Below are 19779 nucleotides of genomic sequence, written 5' to 3' on the forward strand. Positions count from 1 at the left end.
TTATTAATTGGGGTATTATTTGAACCTATCGTTTGAATTATAGGGTAAATCCCCTTTATATATTCCCCAAAACAAAACTACAAGCTGTTGATTTTATTAGAGTGTAAACACTCAAAAACTAACAGGTAATGGAAGGTAAAATGACAGGTAATACATTGAATTTAAAAGGAATCAAGAGCGTTCTTTTTGTCTGTATGGGCAATATTTGCCGCTCACCCAGTGCGGAAGCTGTATTTAGACATAAAATGCAGGCGCAAGGTTTGACTTTGAAAGTAGACTCCGCTGGTACTTTAGGTGCTCATGCTAAAGAAAAACCTGATCACCGTGCACAAAAAGCGGGTATTGCACGAGGTTATTCTTTTGATGGTATTAAAGCTCGAAAGGTAACGGTGCAAGATTTTACTGACTTTGACCTTATTCTCGCGATGGATCATGACAATGTTGAAGAGCTAAAAAAAGTAGCGCCCATTGCCACACAAGACAAAATTCATTTAATGTTAGATTTTGCTACCGGACATGAAGAAGAGCAGGTGCCTGATCCTTATTATGGCGGCGCTAAAGGCTTCGATTATGTGCTGGATTTAGTTGAAGCAGCAAGTGATGGTTTATTAGAAAAAATATAAAATAGCGCATTTAGCGGCAATTTTTCTAATCTATAATAACAATGTTGGTATACAAACAAAAAAACCTTAGCCGAAACTAAGGTTTTTTTATTTGAATAGTTATACCTTAATTAGGTATTTGCAGCTAGGCGAAACGCGTTTTTACTGAATCCGCCAATATAGCTAAAATATCTTCACTTACCGTTAAATTAACACAAGCATCGGTAATGCTTTTTCCATACATTAATGGTGTGCCAGCTTTAACCGCTTGATTACCTTCTTCTAAAAAGCTCTCAATCATTACACCAAAAAGACTATTTTCACCTTGGCTGATTTGCTCTGCCAAAGAGCTAGCAACGTCAATTTGCTTATTGTGGTCTTTATAACTATTACCATGACTACAATCAACCATAATGCTTTGTGGTAATGAGGCTTTCTCAAGTCTCTGGCAAGTATCTTTAATGTCTTCAGCATGATAATTAGGCACTTTGCCACCGCGTAAAATGACATGCGCAAATGGGTTACCGTGGGTTTGGTAAATACACATTTGGCCACTTTTATCGGGCGAATATAATACATGCGGCACGCTTGACGCTTGAATTGCATCTAACGCTATTTTAACGTTACCGTCTGTGCCGTTCTTAAAACCTACAGGACAAGACAAAGCTGAGGCTAGTTCACGGTGCACTTGGCTTTCAGTGGTACGTGCGCCAATGGCGCCCCAGCTGATCAAATCTGAAATATATTGACCAGTAACCATATCTAAAAATTCAGTACCGGCTGGTAAACCAAGCTCATTAATTTCGACTAATAAATTACGTGCCAGTTTCAAACCTTTTGCCACGTGAAATGACTTGTCTAAATCGGGATCGCTAATTAAGCCCTTCCAGCCAACTGTTGTACGTGGCTTTTCAAAATACACACGCATAACAATGAGTAATTCATTTTTATACTTATCGCGTAATACCGTCAGCTTTTTCGCATAATCAATGGCAGCGGTGGTGTCGTGAATTGAACAAGGCCCGATAATTACCAGTAAACGCTTGTCTTCACCACTAATTACCGCTTCAATTTCTTTACGGCTTTGCATAATAAAGTCTGCTGTTGCAGCACTTAACGGGATTTGCTCAGCAAGTTGTGCAGGAGAGGCTAAGTTTTCGATTAGCGTAGTGCGTAATTCATCAGTTTTTATGGTCATGAAATTCTAATATTTGGCTTATTTAAATTTGTTTTTGTTTGGTTTTAGTTATGCATCTTTATCAGCGAATAATTCGCTACGCATAAACTAATTTATGCGCGCTAACATAGCTAAATTAGCCGCTAATGTGAACTGTTATTACTCATAACAGGCGATAAAGTCGTGAACATTTGATATTAAGAGGGTCTTAGTTATGACAAATTAATATTTATAACGCTGTAAACCTGTTTCTGCTAATATTTTAGCGGTAATCTCCTCTACTGAAAATTTGGTGGTATTAATGAAAGGTATTTTCTCGTTTTTATAAAGTTTTTCTACTTCTCTTACTTCCATACGACATTGCCTAGCCGATGAATATTTACTGTTAGCCATTCTACCATTTCTAATATCAATTAAGCGTTGTGCATCTATGGTTAAACCAAACAGTTTTTTGTGAAAAGGTTTCAAAAACCCAGGAATTTTAAGTTCTTCCATATCATCATCGGTAAAAGGGTAGTTGGCGGCTTTAATGCCATATTGTAGGGCTAAATAAAGTGAGCTTGGTGTTTTTCCTGAACGAGAAACACCAACTAAGATAACATCGGCTTCTTCATAGTTAGTAACATTCGAGCCATCATCATTGGTTAACGCGTAGTTAACAGCTTCAATGCGGTAATCATAAGTATTTTCATGGATGCTATGGGTTCTATGAGTTTTAGGTTTTGCTTTAATTGCTAATTCTTTTTCAAGTGGCGCAACAAAGGGTTCTAAAAAGTTATAAAGCACCGCATCACAGCTTTCAATAATGTCTCTAACATCATTATTAACAAAGGTATGAAATACTAATGCAGGCTCACCACTGCGACTGGTTGCTTTATCAATTTTTTCTTTAGCAGCAAAGGCTTTCTCGGTTGTTTCAATAAATGAGAGGGTATGGTGCTCAAACTCAGTGGGAAAAAGGGATAATAATGCATGACCAAAAACTTCTGAAGTGATGGCTGTGCCATCGGAAATATAAAAAGCTGAACGCATAATTTGATCTTCTTATTTTAATAGTATGTTGAAAATGACTTTAATCGTTAATTGAATACTTATTTATCAGTAGTGAATTTATCGTGAAAGTTAGTATGAAAACTTTTAAGTTATATTTTATTATCTCTTTAATTTACTATAAGTGGCAGTGTAGAATGGAACTATAACAAGTCTATTAAGTTAATTCCCACTCAGCAAGAGTTAAAATGATTAAAGGTAAGGCATTGATTAAAGATAATGGTTATCCCTTATCAAAATCAATAACGCGACATTTAAGCTTGTTAAACTTGCCCTTTGGCAGCGCTTTAATAACTTTAGTGCAGTTATTAGAGTACTGACACAGCCCTGAGTTGTTAATCAATTTAATAGAATTGGTATTTAGCTACAAATAAATAGATAAACAAATAATCAAATTTATTTTTTAATTGGAGAAGTGACGTGCAAGAAAATGTTCTTTGGTATCAGAGCTTAGGCATGAATGATGTAGACCGCGTAGGCGGTAAAAATGCATCACTTGGTGAAATGATTTCTAACTTGGCTAATGTTGGCGTGCAAGTACCTACTGGGTTTGCCACTACGTCATTTGCGTTTAATGAATTTTTAGAGCAAAGCGGTATTAATGAAAAAATTTACAACCTCCTCGATGATTTAGATGTAGACGATATTAGTGCGCTAGGCAAGTGTGGTGCTATTATTCGCCAATGGATTATTGATACGCCATTTCTTCCTCAAATGCAGACTGATATTGAAGCTGCTTATGCACAACTTGCCGGTGACTTCTCTGATGATGCCTCTTTTGCGGTACGTTCTTCGGCAACCGCTGAAGATATGCCAGATGCTTCTTTTGCCGGTCAACAAGAAACTTTTTTAAATGTTCGTGGTTTTGATTCCGTCATGGTTGCTATTAAGCATGTATTTGCATCATTATTTAATGACCGTGCTATCTCATATCGTGTACACCAAGGTTATGACCATCGTGGTGTTGCCTTATCTGCAGGTATTCAGCAAATGGTGCGCAGTGATATTTCAGCCTCTGGCGTTATGTTCTCTATCGATACCGAGTCTGGTTTTGACCAAGTTGTTTTCATCACGTCAAGCTTTGGCTTAGGTGAAATGGTGGTACAGGGCGCGGTTAACCCGGATGAATTTTATGTTCATAAACCAACGCTGGCTAAAGGAAAACCTGCAGTAGTACGTCGTAATATTGGTAGCAAAGCTATTAAGATGGTGTACTCAGATAGCCAAGAACATTCAAAACAAGTTGAAATTGTTGATATCGACCCAGCGGACTCTAACCGCTTTTCGTTAACGGATAGCGAAGTTGAAGAGCTAGCTAAACAAGCGGTAATCATTGAAAAGCATTACGGCCACCCAATGGATATTGAATGGGCCAAAGATGGTTTAGATGGCAAACTGTACATTGTACAAGCACGCCCTGAAACGGTTAAGAGTCGTGAAAATGCAAATATAATGGAACAGTTCCAATTGCAAACAGATGACACAGTAGAGGTTGTTTGTGAAGGACGCTCAATTGGTCATAAAATTGGCAGTGGTGAAGTGAAAGTATTATCGTCACTGGCTGAAATGGATAAAATCCTACCAGGTGATGTTTTAGTTACCGATATGACAGACCCAGATTGGGAGCCTATCATGAAACGCGCCTCAGCGATTGTTACAAATCGTGGTGGCAGAACATGTCATGCCGCTATTATTGCCCGCGAAATGGGTATTCCAGCGGTTGTCGGTTGTGGTAATGCCACTGAGCTAATTAAAACCGGCGATCAGGTTACCGTATCTTGTGCTGAAGGTGATACCGGTTTTATTTACCGCGGCAAGCTAGATTATCAGGTGAAGACTTCTGAAATTAATGATATGCCAGAGTTACCGCTTAAAATCATGATGAATGTTGGTAATCCAGACCGAGCTTTTGCTTTTGCTCGCCTACCACATGCAGGTATTGGTTTGGCGCGTTTAGAATTCATCATCAATAAAATGATTGGTATTCATCCAAAAGCGTTACTTAATTTTGATAAGCAGTCTGCTGAGTTACAAGATGAAATTAATGACATTATTGTTGGTTACGAAAGTCCGGTTGAGTTTTATGTTGCTAAATTAACCGAAGGGATTTCAACGTTAGCGGCGGCATACTCACCTGAAAAAGTAATTGTTCGTATGTCTGATTTCAAATCAAACGAATACGCTAACCTTGTTGGTGGTGAAAATTATGAGCCGCACGAAGAAAACCCTATGATTGGTTATCGCGGTGCAGCACGTTATATCTCTAAAGATTTCAGAGATTGTTTTGCCCTTGAGTGTGAAGCAATAAAACGTGTTCGTAACGACATGGATTTAACCAATGTTGAAGTGATGATCCCATTTGTTCGCACTTTGGAAGAAGCGGCTGCGGTTATTGACATTCTCGCTGAGCACGGCTTAAAACGTGGCGAAAATGGTTTACGCGTTATTATGATGTGTGAATTGCCTTCAAATGCATTACTTGCCGATCAATTCCTTGATTATTTTGATGGTTTCTCTATTGGTTCAAACGATTTAACTCAGTTAACGCTTGGTCTAGATAGAGACTCAGGTTTAATCGCGCATTTATTTGATGAACGTGACCCAGCGATAAAAATCTTATTAGCGATGGCAATAAAAGCCTGTAAAAAGCGTGGTAAATATGTCGGTATTTGTGGTCAAGGACCTTCAGATCATGAAGATTTTGCGGCTTGGTTAGTCGAGCAGGGCATTGATAGTGTCTCGTTAAACCCTGATACCGTATTGCCAACATGGTTATATCTTGCTGAGCAATTAGCTAAAAAATCTTAAGTAATCGTGTGATTAATATTCTCACGTAAACTTGAGCATTGTGCTTATCGAAAACATCTTTGTTCCTTATGGAACTTAGGTGTTTTTTTATATCTGCTGTTTAGTCGCTGACAATGCGGATTTTTTGCTAATTCAGATTAGTTTATCAACCACGTGGACTTTCAAAAGCAGTTAACTAAATTAGGCATATCAAAAATATCTTGATGAGGTATTCGACAACTGATTGACTCAGAGTTATAAGCTAAATAGCGAACAGAAAACCATAAAGAGAGGCAGCCATAACACTATAAATTGTTAAATCGTGATGGCTAAGTTCATCTTAACGAGATTTATAAGGTCATATAACACAAAAGAATAAATCATTATAATGCTAATTCACTCCTCCCAACCATTGAGGTATACTCATCTAACTGAATAGCAGAGATATCAAAACTGCTTCTACGATAATCTAATCGAGATCTGACATGACAGGCAATTCTGAACAACTTTCTTTAATCCAAGGTTTAAAAACAATCGTGGGTGCCAAATACCTACTCACTGACACAGTAAAAAAACAAGCTTACACTAAAGGATTCCGATTTGGCTCAGGTGAAGCTATTGCTGTTGTAAGACCAGAGAATTTGGTAGAAATTTGGCATGTACTTAAAGTCTGTGTTGAGGCTGGCGTCGCAGTTATTATGCAAGCAGCAAATACTGGTTTAACAGGTGGGTCAACGCCGAATGGTAACGATTATGACCGTGACATTGTTATTATTAGTACCATGCGTATAGATAACATTCATTTAATTGATAATGCGAAACAAATTATTGGTTTAGCAGGCAGTACCTTATTTGGCTTAGAAGATGTTCTACGACCATATGGCCGTGAACCGCACTCAGTTATAGGCTCTTCTTGTATCGGGGCCTCTATTGTTGGTGGTATTTGTAATAACTCAGGAGGTGCTCTAGTACAAAGAGGCCCGGCTTATACCGAGCTTTCAATTTACGCGCAAATAGATACCCAAGGTCATTTATCACTGGTTAATAATTTAGGTATTGATTTAGGTGATACACCAGAAGAAATTTTGACTAATTTGCAGCAGAAAAACTTTACCGAAAAAGATGTTGGATTCCCGTCAAAACGTGCATCAGATAACGAATATCATGAACGTGTTAGAGATATTGATGAAGATACACCATCACGTTACAACAATGATGGTCGTCGCCTGTATGAATCATCAGGTTGTGCCGGCAAGTTAGCAGTATTTGCCGTACGCATGGATACTTTTGCCATCCCTGAAAAACAGCAAGTTTTTTATGTTGGCACGAATGATCCTGCCGTATTAGCAAAAATGCGAAGGGATATATTATCGACATTTAAATCGTTACCGGTATCAGGCGAGTATTTACATCGTGATTGTTATGATGCTTCAAAAAAATACGGTAAAGATTCATTTTTAGTGATTGATAAGTTGGGCTCAAAATACATGCCTAAAATGTTTGCCATTAAACGTACAGTGGATCGTTATGCCGATAAAATAAAGTTTTTACCGAGCAAGTTCTCTGATCGTATGATGCAATATATGAGCGCTTTGTGGCCAAATCATCTTCCTAAACGTATGGATGATTACCGAGATAAATACCAGCATCATTGGATCATTGAAATGAGCAATGAAGGCGTAGATGAGGCTAAAAGTTACTTTGATAACTTTTTTGCTTCAAATGAGGGCAGTTATTTCGAATGTACCAAAGAAGAAGGTGAAAAAGCTATTTTACATCGATTTGTTGCTGGTGGTGCCATTGGTCGTCAACAGTTAATGAACAGCAAAGAGCTTGGCGCTATCATGACTATCGATGTTGCTTTTCCTCGTAACGAAAAAGATTGGTTTGAAACCTTAGCCCCTGAGCTTGATGAGTTAATTGCCGTAAAACTGTATTATGGACATTTATTTTGCCATGTAATGCATCAGAACTATATTCTAAAAAAAGGTGTTGATGCCAAAGAGGTTAAAGATAAAATCTTGGCGACCTTTGATGCTCGTGGCGCAGAGTATCCAGCAGAACATAATGTTGGACATGAGTATTTTGCTAAAACTGATTTAAAAGCGTTTTATAAAGAGCTCGATCCGACCAATACCTTTAACCCTGGTATTGGTAAAACATCTAAATGTAAACATTGGCACTAAGTTAATCATTTTCATGATGTAACAGCTAGCGTTAGGGAAATACTCATAAAAGGAAAGCGGATGAAAAAGTCGATATTTACTGCAATTATATTTATTTCTGCTCTGGTTAGTGCGCCAATCACTCACAGTTTAGAGCTTTTTAATGATGGCGAAAGTGCATTGGATTTTAAAGGAAACTTGTCAGTATATTATATTAAAAGTGGAGAAACGGCTGAAATCAATGATGGTTTCTCTCGTTATACTTTTGATATGACTCATCAGCTGAAAAATAACTGGCAAGCACTTGGGTTATTAGAGTGGGGTGTACAAATTTCACGTACAGGCGATCAGGTCTTTGTCACTAATAATGGCTTAACCAGTACAGGGCCAACTACTGATACCACATGGTTAAGACTTGGTTATGTCGGTTTTGAACATGAAACTTATGGTCGTTTTACCTTAGGAAAGCAGTGGGGCGTTAGTTATGACGTTGGCGGCGTTACTGATTGGTTTGAAATTTTTGGTGCTGAAGGTCAGGGTACTTATAACTTTGGTACAGACGGTGGCTTCTCCGGCACTGGTCGTGCGGAGCAAGCAATACAATATAAAGTCAATTATCAAGATTTTAGTTTTGGCGCTCAGTACTTAGTTTCTGATGATGTAGTACGAACTGGAGATACGCCAGGGGAGGAAGATGGCTTTGGCGTAAAATTTAATGATTCTTACGGTTTATCGGTAATCTATAAAGCACCTTATGAAATTGGTTTAGGTTTAGCCTATAACAAAGCCAAAATAAGTTTAATTTCTGATATTGATAAAGAATTAAAAGATTACAGCCAATCAGCTAAAGCTGATGATGAACTTATCACTGCGCATATTACCTATAGACCCTATGGCAGTCTTGGATTACATGTAGCAGCAGTATTTACTGATATGACAAACCATGAAATAAATGATGTTGGTCAGGTCATGAATAAAGCCAGCGGTATCGAGCTATTTAGTGCTTATCGTTTTGATAATGACATATCACTTATCTTGGGCTACAACTCTTTAAAAGATGACTCTAATGGACTCATTGGTAGTGACGGAACCTTCCATCAGAAGTATTTTATATTAAGTGCTAAATACCATTGGGATGAAGACTTCTACTTTTATATCGAAAGTAAAATTGATGACTCAACCCTAGTCGAGCAAGACAGCAACTTAGCTGAGAATGCCACGGGTATTGGCATGATGTTTGTTTTCTAAATGCTTGTCTACTAACTTTGGAACATCTCTTCTAAAAGATAGTGAATTTGTCTGACCGGCGCTTAATTATGTTAATGAAAACCTCTATCGGTATTGGGTTATGCCTACTACTGCTAGGGGGTTATTTACATAACTATAGTGATTATATGGCTTCACTGGGTGTCACCGGTATTATCATTAGCGCCACGTGTTTAGCCTTTGGTATGTTTTTTTCTTTACCCACTAAAATGTATTTAACCTTTGTCTTAATGAAGCGAGAAGCTGAAAAAAAGGCTCATAAGGCTGAGGAAAACAAGACTAATCGCTAAACAACTCATCATTACTACCCATATTAGCTTATACCCAAGCTACTTCAATATGCTCGTTTCAGGGTTGCCGAGTGATTCATAATCAAAGCGCGTATTTTATTAATGGTAATTCCCTACTCAACAATGAATATGATTTTTTCATTCGTCCCTGCAGGGCAGGTTAGGAACGTTTTATCCATCGCTATTGATTTTGACAAGGACGCTAGATGGATGTAGCTTCTTCTCGTGAGTAACCATTATCTTCAATCAATGCCTTGCCTCTAAGCCTTTACACTCTCGCTGAGTGAGACAAAACTTAATCAAAATGGTATTTCATTCAAAAGTTTGCTTTATCATTTTTACGCCTTTAGAGCATAAACATACTATTTATCACATTTTTTCATCAATAATCCGCTATTTCTCCTACCTAACCACTAGTTTTCGTGTAAAATCAGTCCCATTTTTACTATTTCACTTAGTCTAATAATAAATGACTTACTCATCGGCGCTTGTTTTCATCGGCCACGTCGAGTTAATTCGTTTATTAACCCCCTATTAGAGGAAATCATGAGCTTAGACACCACCACTATAGATGCTATTGTTGCACAGGCAGACGTTGCCATTGCAGAAGCATCAGATTCAACTGCACTTGATCAAGTGCGCGTTAACTTTTTAGGGAAGAAAGGTTTATTTACCGAGCAAATGAAAGGCTTGGGTAAATTACCAAAAGAAGAAAAGCCTAAAATGGGACAAGTAATTAATATTGCTAAGCAGGCAGTACAGAAATTACTGAACGACCGTGGTGAGCTATTACGAGCAGAAGAAATTAAACAGAAGCTGGCAGCAGAGTCTATTGATGTGACTTTACCAGGTCGTGGCACACAGATAGGTGGGTTACACCCAGTAACTCGTACTATTGCCCGTATTGAAAGTTTTTTTGGTGATTTAGGTTTTGAAGTTAAAGCCGGTCCAGAAGTTGAAGATGATTATCACAACTTTGATGCGTTAAATATCCCTGAGCATCACCCAGCACGTCAAGACCATGATACGTTCTATTTCAATCCGAAATTAGTATTACGTACACAAACATCTGGCGTGCAAATTCGTACTATGGAAGTTGAAAAGCCGCCACTACGTATTATCTCACCAGGTAAAGTATATCGTAACGATTATGATCAAACACATACACCAATGTTTCATCAGGTTGAAGGTTTGATGGTCGATAAAGACGTAAGCTTTACTCACTTGAAAGGCATTTTGCATGACTTCTTGCATCATTTCTTTGAAGAAGAAGTAGAAATCCGTTTCCGTCCTTCTTATTTCCCATTCACAGAACCGTCTGCTGAAGTAGATATCATGGGTAAAAATGGTAAGTGGTTAGAAGTATTAGGCTGTGGCATGGTGCATCCAAATGTTTTACGTAGCGTTGGTATAGACCCAGAAGTTTACACAGGTTTTGCTTTTGGTATGGGCGTTGAGCGTCTAACTATGCTGAGATATGGCGTAAACGATTTACGTGCATTCTTTGAAAACGATCTTCGCTTCTTAAAACAGTTCAAGTAGGAAACTCATAATGAAATTTAGTGAATCTTGGTTACGTGAGTGGGTTAATCCTGCACTTTCTTCTGATGAATTAGCACATCAAATTACTATGGCCGGTCTTGAAGTAGATGGCGTAGACCCAGTCGCGGGTGAATTTAGCGGTGTTGTGATTGGTGAAGTGGTTGAATGTGGTCCTCACCCAGATGCGGATAAGTTACAAGTTACAAAAATTAGCTTAGGCGATTACAGCTCTACTACCGTTGAAAAAGGCGAGCTAGTTGATATAGTCTGTGGCGCTAAAAACTGTCGTTTAGGCTTAAAAGTTGCGGTAGCGACTGTTGGCGCAGTATTACCTGGCGATTTTAAAATCAAAAAAGCAAAATTACGTGGTGTACCTTCATTTGGTATGTTGTGTAGTGAGTCTGAAATTGGTTTAGCTGATGATTCAGCTGGTATCATGGAACTAGCAGCCGATGCACCAGTAGGCACATGTGTTCGTGAATATTTAGATTTAAACGACGTTACCATTGATGTTGATTTAACCGCTAACCGTGGTGATTGTTTAGGCATTAAAGGTTTAGCCCGTGAAGTCGGTGTGTTGAACTCTTTAGAAGTTACTGAACCAAAAATTACTGCAGCAGTACCAACGATTGATGATGCGCTTACTATCAATATTGATGCGAATGAAGCATGTCCACGTTACTTAGGTCGTGTTATCAAGGGTATTAATCCAAGTGCAACGACACCATTGTGGATGGTAGAGAAATTACGCCGCTGTGGTACACGTTCAATCGACCCTGTTGTTGATGTTACCAACTATGTATTGTTAGAGCTTGGTCATCCAATGCATGCCTTTGATTTAGCTAAATTAGATGGCGGCATTAACGCAAAAATTACCGTACGTTTCGCTAATAAAGAAGAAAAGTTAACTTTATTAGATGAAAAGGAAGTAACCCTAAAAGACGGGACTTTGGTTATTGCTGATGAGAAAAAAGCATTAGCTATGGCCGGTATTTTTGGTGGACTTGAGTCAGGTGTTACCACTAACACCACTGATATCTTTTTGGAAAGTGCCTTTTTTGCCCCTTTAGCTATTTTAGGTAAAGCTCGCCAGTACGGTTTGCATACCGATTCATCACACCGTTATGAACGTGGTATTGATCCAACGTTACAACATGATGCTATTGAGCGCGCGACCGAGCTTCTGTTAGAAATTGTTGGTGGTCAAGCAGGGCCAGTTGTGGAAGCTAAATCTGATGCTGATATCCCACAAACAAAAGAAGTAAGCTTACGTCGTGAAAAGCTTGATGGCCGTATTGGTCATCACATTGGTGACGAACAAGTTAGCGAAATTCTTACACGTCTTGGTTTTACTATCAGTATCACAGGTGAAGGCGTTGCTAAGTTATGGCAAGTAATTGTGCCAGCTTACCGTTTTGATATTAAAATCGAAGTAGATTTAATTGAAGAAGTTGCCCGCATTTTTGGCTATAACAATATTCCAAATATTGCACCAAAAGCTGCCTTGAAAATGTGTGAGAAAAAAGAAGCTAAGCTTTCTTTGATAAATTTAAAACAAGTTTTAGTAAATCGTGACTATCAAGAAGCGATTACCTACAGTTTTGTTGACCCAAAAGTTCAAGCATTATTACACCCAGATCAAGCGGTGATGACATTACCTCATCCAATATCAAGCGAAATGTCAGTAATGCGCTTAAGTTTATGGACGGGATTGTTGCAGTCGATGGTTTATAACCAAAATCGTCAGCAGGGGCGAGTACGTTTATTCGAAGCAGGTTTACGTTTTGTGCCTGATGAAAGCGCTGAAAACGGTGTTCGTCAGCAAAATATGTTAGCGGGTGTTATCAGTGGTCAACGCGTTGATGAACATTGGGACATGGAAAAAGCAGCAACCGACTTTTATGACATTAAAGGTGATGTTGAAGCGTTATTAGCATTGACTTGTGATGCTCAAGGTTATGAGTTCTCAAAAGCCGAAGTTGATGCTTTACATCCGGGTCAAACAGCACAAATTACTAAAGATGGCGTTTATGTTGGTTGTGTTGGAACCTTACACCCTGAATTAGAACGGAAATTAGGCTTAAACGGTCGCACATTAATTTTCGAACTATTATTGTCCGAAGTATTAGTTCAAAAAATCCCCGAAGCCAGCGACATATCTCGCTTTCCGGCTAATCGCCGCGACTTAGCTATAGTGGTTAAAGAAGAAGTTGATGCAAAAAAAGTGTTACAACTTATTGAAAAGGTTGGCGGAAATTATTTAATTGATCTAAACTTATTCGATGTATACCAAGGACAAGGGATTGATGACGGCTTTAAAAGTCTAGCTATCGCCTTAGTATTACAAGACACGAGTAAGACTCTTGAAGAAAAAGACATCACAGATGTTATTGATAGAGTTGTTGAAACCTTAAAAACAGAGTTAAATGCATCACTGAGGGACTAAGCCATGGCGCTTACCAAAGCAGAAGTAGCAGAACATTTATTCGAAAAAGTTGGGCTGAGCAAGCGCGACGCAAAAGACATGGTTGAAATCTTTTTTGAAGAGATTCGCGAAACCTTAGAAAGTGGCGATCAAGTCAAGCTTTCAGGTTTTGGTAATTTCGACCTGCGTCAAAAAAGCGAACGTCCTGGCCGTAATCCTAAAACCGGTGAAGATATTCCAATTTCTGCCCGTAAGGTTGTTACCTTTAGACCCGGACAGAAACTGAAGAGCCGCGTAGAAGACGGAAATAGCGACTAATATAGAATATAGAATATATATTATGTTTGCAAAGTTAAGTTGAGCAGCTTTTGTTGTTCGGCTTATCGTTTTGTCTTTCGAACGAAACTCAGCACTTGTTGAAGACAAGGTATGCCTGATAAAAAACAAAACCCGCATTTGTGAAAACAGATGCGGGTTTTTTATGTGCTAAAGAAACACGAGCTATAAAGTACTGTGGAATACTTTTCCAGAGCAATTCAATCAATGTTAAGATTAATGCGCTTATTTGCGTAAAAACTAGACGTGTTAGCTTTTTTAGCTACAGTTATATCTATTTTCTTTATTAAGGCCTTAGCTTCATTAACAGAGAGTTTAAGAGCTGTTTTGTCAGCGATACATTCATGGAAAGCTAATTTATTTAATGCCACCGTAAATGAGCAGTCATCGATGAGCGATTGTTTATCTGATAATAAAGTATATTGATAGAGGTATTGCGTGGCACCAAGATAGTTTTTCATTGCGATGGCATTTAAAAAGCTTCTACGCAATAATCTTTGTTCTTGCTTAGTGACTTTTCTATACAAGTTATATAATTGTTGGCGTTTAATAAAGCCTAAATAACTCAATGTTAGTAACAATATAATTATTAATAGCGTAATGATTGCGGCAACATTTAAGCTAAAGTCGTTGAAAAGAGACGATTGAACTTGCTGGTTGAAGCTGCCCCCTGAAACTGTCCATGTAGATGATGGAATTAATAAACGTTCGAGTGTATTTTCTTGACTATTCCACCAGTATATTACTTGTCCATCAATTTTATAACTGCCTGATTTTTCAAAAATATAAGTATAGGATTCTACCCGAGTACCTAATAAGGAGCCGCGATTTGATTTATCAAAGATTTGTGCCGGCTTGTGATAAATACTTAACCCCGATACATCCGTTAAAGCGGCTTCGCTCTTAGAAGTAGTCATTTCAGAGGCATCACTTTGACTAGCGTTATTTTCATTGGCATTTTGTTCGGTATTCAGCTCAGTATTTTTACGGGCAATGAGATTAATGGGGTGAATCATCATGGCTGGTGTATCACTGGCGGTAATGGTAATGGTTTGTGTGATTGCTTCACCGACCGCATAGTCTTTTTTCTCATCAAACTGGCCATCAATACTTAAGGTCACTTGAGAAGAAACGATAAAATTGTCAATACCTGCAAGTGCGGGTGGTAATTCAATGGTAAAACGACGTTCTTGAGTACTGATTACGCCAGTTACTACACCATCATCTTCAGTGTTTACTGAGATATCTATTTGGATTGGCGCAACATGGTAAATACCGGAGGCTGTTGGGTATAAGGTGATTTCATGGGTTTGTGTCGCCCAGCTTTTACCATTGATACGTTTACTGCCATTGATTGTGATAATGTTATTTGCTTGCATCACGACATTTTTTAAAGTGAAATGTTGGATTTTGCTACCCGTAGCAAACCACCTGTCTGTTGAAACTTCAACAGCAAGTATCACTGCTTGGCCCACTATATATTGCTGCTTTTGATTGACCTGCAAGTTAACCGTTAATTTACCTTGATTGATTAAGTCCTCAATATTTGTTGCCGCTTTTGCACTGTTTATCACTGTTAGATAACAAAGAAAGAAAATAGTTAACAATTGAGCCAATAGATTTTTATTCATCATCAGCGCCTTTACTTTCCAGTTTATTGTCATTTTGCTCACTCGCTTTATTCTTAATGGTTTGTTGCATATAAAATTTTTGTGATAAAAAGTGAGCTGGGTTTTTCTGTACTTGTCTTAGCCACATTTCATTTAAATTTGGGTCGAGCAGTAATTGTTCAGCGGTGAGCTGTTCTATTTTTTGATCTGTAGGCGCTTCTTCACGTTCAGCGCCATCGCCCGTTTGTGGCTCATCGCCTAGCTCTTTTATCGACTCTCCCTCTTCCGCCTTTTGACTAGCCGATAAGCGGTTTACTTCATCGATAATTGCTTGAACTATTTTTATATTTGTTTGCGCGGCAAGGTTTTGTGGCTCTGTAATTAATATCTGTTGATATAAATTACGGGCATTTATATATTCACGACCGTGAGCGAGGGCATTTGCTTTAGCAATTCGACTGTCGATATTATTAAATTGTCCATACAAGGTTGCTGAATTTTTATATTGTTCAGCGCCATAACTGCTATAAGCTTGCCACTGGGTGTTTTTAAAGGTGTTGCTCGCTTGTGAATAAGACCCCAAATTAAACAGTATTTGACCTTGTTGATCGGAAGTTAGCCATAAATTGGTAAATTGCTGTGGTTTCATATAGGCAAATAAGCTACTAGCCACGACTAAGCCGACAATGAAGCGTATTTTATAGCGCTTCTTAATAACTTCGTTTGCATTGTTTAGCTTGGCATTACTTAGTTTGGTAAGACTTTTCCGAGGTATTGATATAAATTTTACCATTGCAGTGTCCACCCCTTTCTAAACCAAAATAGGAAAACACCCGCTACAACAAAAACAAAAGGATAACCTGAGTCATGCCATGGTCTACTATTGTCATCAACTATCACTAGGTTATGTTTTATATAGTTATTAACACGCTTAACATCACTATTGTCATTGCTCATCAATATAAGTCTGCCATTACTGTTGTTACTTAATGCTCTGAGTTGCTCGAGTTGTAAAGGAATAACATCAGCAGTTAACGATTCATCTTCACCTTCTAGATGGGCTGACTTGCCTATACCCCAAATAATTAACTGGGCGGCCTTTGTTTCAAAATAACTTTTAAAGATATCCACCGTATTACTGGTTGCGCCATCACCAACTAGAAGTACTGTGCCGGGCACGTTAGAGCTAGCCAGTAAATTATCAACTAAGGGGATAATAGTTTCAGGTAACTTACCTGATACAGGCATAACCTTCGCATCTAGTGCATCAAGGAAATGGCGAATCATTTCTCTGTCATTGGTAATAGGCATCACCACATGAGCGCTGCCGGAAAAAGCAACCAGTGCAGTTTTACTGTCACCTCTAAGCTCAAGTAACTCAATTATTTTTTGTTTGGCGCGCAACATTCGTGATGGTTGCACATCTCCTTGCTCCATGGTTTTAGATACATCAAGCGCGATTATTAATGGGTCGTTATTTTCACTAAACGGCGAGTCTTGTTGCTGCCAAGTAGGTCCCATTAAAACGATACACAGAGGAAGGGCTAAAATTAGAGACATTTTTTGAGGTGACAGCCAGTTTTTATTATTACCGCTCACTGTCAGGTGGGACAATACTTGTGTGGACATTAACGAACGCCATTGCGCTAAACTATCATCGCGTAATGAAAAAGCGCGAATAATATAAAAAATTATCAGAAATGCCAGCAACCAATAAGGCCGCAGAAAGTGAAAGTGTTGCATGTTAGCAAAAAATAGCGTGATATCATCAATCATGGGTTACTCCATCACTGCTTTTTTGAGCTGTTTGTTGTATTAATTGCCAGCGGATGCGTAAATTGACCACAAATAATGCCAGCAGGTAAATACTGACAAATAAGGCGATAGGGTAATGATGAATACTCACCCTGGGCCTAAAAGATAACGAGTCAAACTGTTGTGGTTCTAGCTTATCAATTTCAGCATATACAGCTAATAATTCATCACTGTTCAGTGCTTGAAAACTCTTACCTTGGGTTATTTCTGCCATCTCATTTAATACATCAAGATCAACTTTCTCTTCGCCTATAGCGCTGGGATCTCCAATAGCTATGGTATAAATTTTAATGTCATGTGCCGCCGCGACTTTTGCAGCTTCTACAGGGGGAACTTTTGAAGCCGTATCATTACCATCGGTTAATACAATTAATACCCGATTTTGGGTGTTTGATTGCTCAAAAACACTAATAGCTAAACCGATGGCATCACCAAAGGCTGTACTTTGACCAGCCATACCGATATCACTTTCATTAAGCAGTGCTTGCCATGTAGTTATGTCATCAGTAAAAGGGGCTTGAAGGTAAGGTGCATCACCAAAAAGAATAAGTCCTAACCTGTCATGCTCCCGTCCTTTAACAAAATTATTAAGTACTTGTTTCACCGCAACTAAACGATTAATATGCTGTTTTTTGTCTGTGATGGTATTGCTATTGTTACCGTCACTTGTTACCTCATTTATCATTTTGGGTAAGGTAAAGTCTTCAACTGACATTGAGCCAGATAAATCTACCGCAATCATTAAATCACGGGCTGATTTTTCTTGGTTAATTGGGGCGCCAATCATTTCAGGTTTAGCAATAGCGGTGACAATACAAAGCCAAGAAAATGCGATAAGTAGTCGTTGTAGGTTATTACGGTTAAGCAATACCGCACCGCTTTGCGGCTTTTCACCTGTGACATCAACAAGGCGTGCAAAGTAGGGCACTTTAAGGGAGGATTTACGTTCTTTGTAAGCGGGAGCAAAAAGCGTTACCGCAAGGGGAAGTATAATTAAAACAAAGGCCCACGGATAAACAAATTCGATCATACTGATACTCCATCTGCACCGCTAGGGACAGCCACAGCTTTTGCTGCAATGGATATTTCATGGTACTTTATCCAACATTCAATTTGTTGGTACAACTTTTTTAATTGTTTATGAAAGAGGGCATCGTTAAGATCTACTTTGGGCATATAAGCAAGTTGGGACAATAGGTATTCACATGAACTGGTTGTAGTGTTCAGTTCAATGTTTTTATTATGGAAATGACTTTCACTGCAATATTGATCAAGCCACTTTGTCCAAGCTTCTCCCCGTAATTCAATAATCTCTTGTTTGATTTTAAGTGCTAATGCTTTTTCTTGAACACTATTACTCTCGTTTATTCGCCTATTATTGGCAAGAATAGCCGTTTTTCTCAGTAACGCCGGCAACTGTCTAATATCCTCTTCTTTGGTAAGAGAACATTGTGCAAGCCAAAAAAGCGCTTCACGGCGATAAGCATTAGCCTGATAATTCTGCCATGATTGATAACTTTTTTTGATTATGAATAATACCAATACAATAAAAAGTAACTGCCAAGCAATGGTTTCTGGCCAAAAGCTAATGCTGTCGGGCGTTTTTGTTTCAACAATATCTTTAAGTAAATAATTACCCCAAGGTTTTTCAAAACTCATCGGTTTACTCCCGTGGTAGGTCCTGTTTGAGCGCTAGATTTACTAACGGTACTGTGACCCAGAGCTTTACGTAATTGTTGCTCAACCGGGGAAATCGTATCGATTTCAATTAATGGGATACGATATTTTTTAGCCGCGTTAACATAACTTTCTAATTGCTTAGCTATCTCAGCTTGATAGTTTTGTTGGAACGCTTTGTTGTTCGAAGAAAATTGAATTTGTTGCACACCATCACTGACAATCATTTGTGACATTTTAGGTAAATTCTGCTCTAAGGGGTCAAAAATATGACAAGCAATAACTTCATTGTGCTGTCTTAATTGTTTAATGAAATCAGTACTTTTATCGTTGAAGCCATGGCCATCACCAATTAAAATGATTAAACCATTATGACTAGATACTTTATTTAATGTTGCCAACATCTTGTTAAATGATTCACTATCATTGGCGTTTGCAAGCGCGCTTTTATCAATCGATAATTCATGGTTTTTCTTCAGTACTTCACTGAGCAAATTAACAACATGTTGTTTGCCGCGTTTGGCTGGAATGACTTTCGTTTGCTGGTCATTATAAATAACAGCACCAATGCGATCACCACTATCACTTATTTGCCAGGCAATTAAGGCGGCAAGTTCAGCAGCAATAACTGATTTCATTTTATTGGTGCTTCCAAAGAACATGGTCATGCGCTGATCAATCGCTAAGAAAACGTTACGCTCCCTTTCTTCAGTGAATACCTTAATATGAGGCTTGCCGGTTCTTTGCGTGACTTTCCAATCCATCGAACGAATATCATCACCAGGGCGATAATGTCTCAGCTCTTCAAAATTGAGTCCACGACCACGCAGTTTAGAAACATTTTTGCCACTCAATGCACTATTGGCTGGTTGATTCGGGGTAAAGGAAAACCCTTTTGCCAAATACTTTAATCGACGTAACTCATTTAAGTCGACATAAATAGCAGACTTATCTGTAGAGCCTGCTTTACCTTTAGTGTCAGTATTAGAGTCGGCATTATTTTTATTTGCAGCAGTGTTGGTAGTCACGAGATACCT

At 38.5% G+C, this 19779-nt stretch carries 16 protein-coding genes; 8 read left to right on the plus strand and 8 right to left on the minus strand.

The features are described 5' to 3' along the window. Positions 1-140 precede the first annotated feature (140 nt). Positions 141-623 (plus strand): low molecular weight protein-tyrosine-phosphatase, encoded by a 483-nt coding sequence (locus GAB14E_RS22315; RefSeq protein ID WP_033080180.1) that lies wholly within the window; start codon positions 141-143, stop codon positions 621-623. Positions 624-747: 124 nt separating this feature from the next. On the opposite strand, the gene GAB14E_RS22310 is transcribed toward GAB14E_RS22315, so the two are convergent. Both GAB14E_RS22310 and ppsR read right to left on the minus strand, forming a co-directional pair. Beyond that, complete coding sequence (locus tag GAB14E_RS22310; RefSeq protein WP_033080181.1) at positions 748-1800, minus strand: 3-deoxy-7-phosphoheptulonate synthase; 1053 nt, start codon at positions 1798-1800, stop codon at positions 748-750. A gap of 201 nt (positions 1801-2001) precedes the next feature. Beyond that, the gene (ppsR, locus tag GAB14E_RS22305) at positions 2002-2811 is read right to left on the minus strand and encodes a posphoenolpyruvate synthetase regulatory kinase/phosphorylase PpsR (RefSeq protein WP_033080182.1); all 810 of its coding nucleotides are present in this window, start codon (positions 2809-2811) and stop codon (positions 2002-2004) included. Between the two features lie 438 nt (positions 2812-3249). Here ppsR and ppsA point away from each other — a divergent pair, with 438 nt between their 5' ends. The 7 genes from ppsA (at position 3250) to GAB14E_RS22270 (ending at position 13622) form a co-directional block, all read left to right on the plus strand. Next, positions 3250-5637, plus strand: coding sequence for a phosphoenolpyruvate synthase (gene ppsA / locus GAB14E_RS22300; protein ID WP_033080183.1), 2388 nt, complete (start codon positions 3250-3252; stop codon positions 5635-5637). Positions 5638-6101: 464 nt separating this feature from the next. Next, positions 6102-7802 carry a D-lactate dehydrogenase gene (dld, locus tag GAB14E_RS22295; RefSeq protein ID WP_033080184.1) on the plus strand — a complete coding sequence of 567 codons (1701 nt, stop codon included), beginning with the start codon at positions 6102-6104 and terminating at the stop codon, positions 7800-7802. 60 nt (positions 7803-7862) lie between these two features. Next, on the plus strand, positions 7863-9029 hold the full coding sequence (locus GAB14E_RS22290) for a porin (RefSeq protein WP_033080185.1): 1167 nt from the start codon (positions 7863-7865) through the stop codon (positions 9027-9029). A 68-nt stretch (positions 9030-9097) separates the two neighbouring features. Beyond that, positions 9098-9337 (plus strand): hypothetical protein, encoded by a 240-nt coding sequence (locus GAB14E_RS22285; protein ID WP_231561947.1) that lies wholly within the window; start codon positions 9098-9100, stop codon positions 9335-9337. Between the two features lie 546 nt (positions 9338-9883). Then, the gene (gene pheS, locus GAB14E_RS22280) at positions 9884-10879 is read left to right on the plus strand and encodes a phenylalanine--tRNA ligase subunit alpha (protein ID WP_033080187.1); all 996 of its coding nucleotides are present in this window, start codon (positions 9884-9886) and stop codon (positions 10877-10879) included. A 10-nt stretch (positions 10880-10889) separates the two neighbouring features. Continuing rightward, positions 10890-13325 carry a phenylalanine--tRNA ligase subunit beta gene (gene pheT, locus GAB14E_RS22275; RefSeq protein ID WP_033080188.1) on the plus strand — a complete coding sequence of 812 codons (2436 nt, stop codon included), beginning with the start codon at positions 10890-10892 and terminating at the stop codon, positions 13323-13325. Positions 13326-13328: 3 nt separating this feature from the next. Further along, the gene (locus tag GAB14E_RS22270; protein WP_033080189.1) at positions 13329-13622 is read left to right on the plus strand and encodes an integration host factor subunit alpha; all 294 of its coding nucleotides are present in this window, start codon (positions 13329-13331) and stop codon (positions 13620-13622) included. A gap of 218 nt (positions 13623-13840) precedes the next feature. Here the strand turns inward: GAB14E_RS22270 and GAB14E_RS22265 are convergent, their stop codons facing one another. The 6 genes from GAB14E_RS22265 to GAB14E_RS22240 are packed head-to-tail and all read right to left on the minus strand — an operon-like array spanning position 13841 to position 19770. After that, a complete protein-coding gene (locus tag GAB14E_RS22265) occupies positions 13841-15271 on the minus strand; it encodes a BatD family protein (protein WP_033080190.1) in 1431 nt (476 codons plus the stop codon). Continuing rightward, a complete protein-coding gene (locus GAB14E_RS22260) occupies positions 15264-16043 on the minus strand; it encodes a hypothetical protein (RefSeq protein WP_052093311.1) in 780 nt (259 codons plus the stop codon). Before GAB14E_RS22260 ends, GAB14E_RS22265 begins: the two co-directional genes overlap by 8 nt. Beyond that, positions 16037-17026, minus strand: coding sequence for a vWA domain-containing protein (locus tag GAB14E_RS22255; protein WP_033080191.1), 990 nt, complete (start codon positions 17024-17026; stop codon positions 16037-16039). Before GAB14E_RS22255 ends, GAB14E_RS22260 begins: the two co-directional genes overlap by 7 nt. Beyond that, a complete protein-coding gene (locus GAB14E_RS22250; protein ID WP_033080192.1) occupies positions 17019-18095 on the minus strand; it encodes a vWA domain-containing protein in 1077 nt (358 codons plus the stop codon). The genes GAB14E_RS22255 and GAB14E_RS22250 overlap by 8 nt, the downstream gene beginning before the upstream one ends. Continuing rightward, entirely contained in the window at positions 18092-18724 is a 633-nt protein-coding gene (locus tag GAB14E_RS22245; RefSeq protein ID WP_033080193.1) for a DUF4381 domain-containing protein, read from the minus strand. Before GAB14E_RS22245 ends, GAB14E_RS22250 begins: the two co-directional genes overlap by 4 nt. Continuing rightward, entirely contained in the window at positions 18721-19770 is a 1050-nt protein-coding gene (locus GAB14E_RS22240) for a DUF58 domain-containing protein (protein ID WP_081967652.1), read from the minus strand. The genes GAB14E_RS22245 and GAB14E_RS22240 overlap by 4 nt, the downstream gene beginning before the upstream one ends. Positions 19771-19779 lie beyond the last annotated feature (9 nt).

The organism is Colwellia psychrerythraea (genome assembly GCF_000764185.1).
GTDB lineage: Bacteria > Pseudomonadota > Gammaproteobacteria > Enterobacterales > Alteromonadaceae > Colwellia > Colwellia psychrerythraea_B.

Coding starts and splice junctions, on each gene's coding strand:
- GAB14E_RS22315 (WP_033080180.1), top strand. CDS start 141: ATGACAGGTAATACATTGAATTTAAAAGGAATCAAGAGCGTTCTTTTT.
- GAB14E_RS22310 (WP_033080181.1), bottom strand. CDS start 1,800: ATGACCATAAAAACTGATGAATTACGCACTACGCTAATCGAAAACTTA.
- ppsR (WP_033080182.1), bottom strand. CDS start 2,811: ATGCGTTCAGCTTTTTATATTTCCGATGGCACAGCCATCACTTCAGAA.
- dld (WP_033080184.1), top strand. CDS start 6,102: ATGACAGGCAATTCTGAACAACTTTCTTTAATCCAAGGTTTAAAAACA.
- GAB14E_RS22290 (WP_033080185.1), top strand. CDS start 7,863: ATGAAAAAGTCGATATTTACTGCAATTATATTTATTTCTGCTCTGGTT.
- GAB14E_RS22285 (WP_231561947.1), top strand. CDS start 9,098: ATGTTAATGAAAACCTCTATCGGTATTGGGTTATGCCTACTACTGCTA.
- pheS (WP_033080187.1), top strand. CDS start 9,884: ATGAGCTTAGACACCACCACTATAGATGCTATTGTTGCACAGGCAGAC.
- pheT (WP_033080188.1), top strand. CDS start 10,890: ATGAAATTTAGTGAATCTTGGTTACGTGAGTGGGTTAATCCTGCACTT.
- GAB14E_RS22270 (WP_033080189.1), top strand. CDS start 13,329: ATGGCGCTTACCAAAGCAGAAGTAGCAGAACATTTATTCGAAAAAGTT.
- GAB14E_RS22265 (WP_033080190.1), bottom strand. CDS start 15,271: ATGAATAAAAATCTATTGGCTCAATTGTTAACTATTTTCTTTCTTTGT.
- GAB14E_RS22260 (WP_052093311.1), bottom strand. CDS start 16,043: ATGGTAAAATTTATATCAATACCTCGGAAAAGTCTTACCAAACTAAGT.
- GAB14E_RS22255 (WP_033080191.1), bottom strand. CDS start 17,026: ATGATTGATGATATCACGCTATTTTTTGCTAACATGCAACACTTTCAC.
- GAB14E_RS22250 (WP_033080192.1), bottom strand. CDS start 18,095: ATGATCGAATTTGTTTATCCGTGGGCCTTTGTTTTAATTATACTTCCC.
- GAB14E_RS22245 (WP_033080193.1), bottom strand. CDS start 18,724: ATGAGTTTTGAAAAACCTTGGGGTAATTATTTACTTAAAGATATTGTT.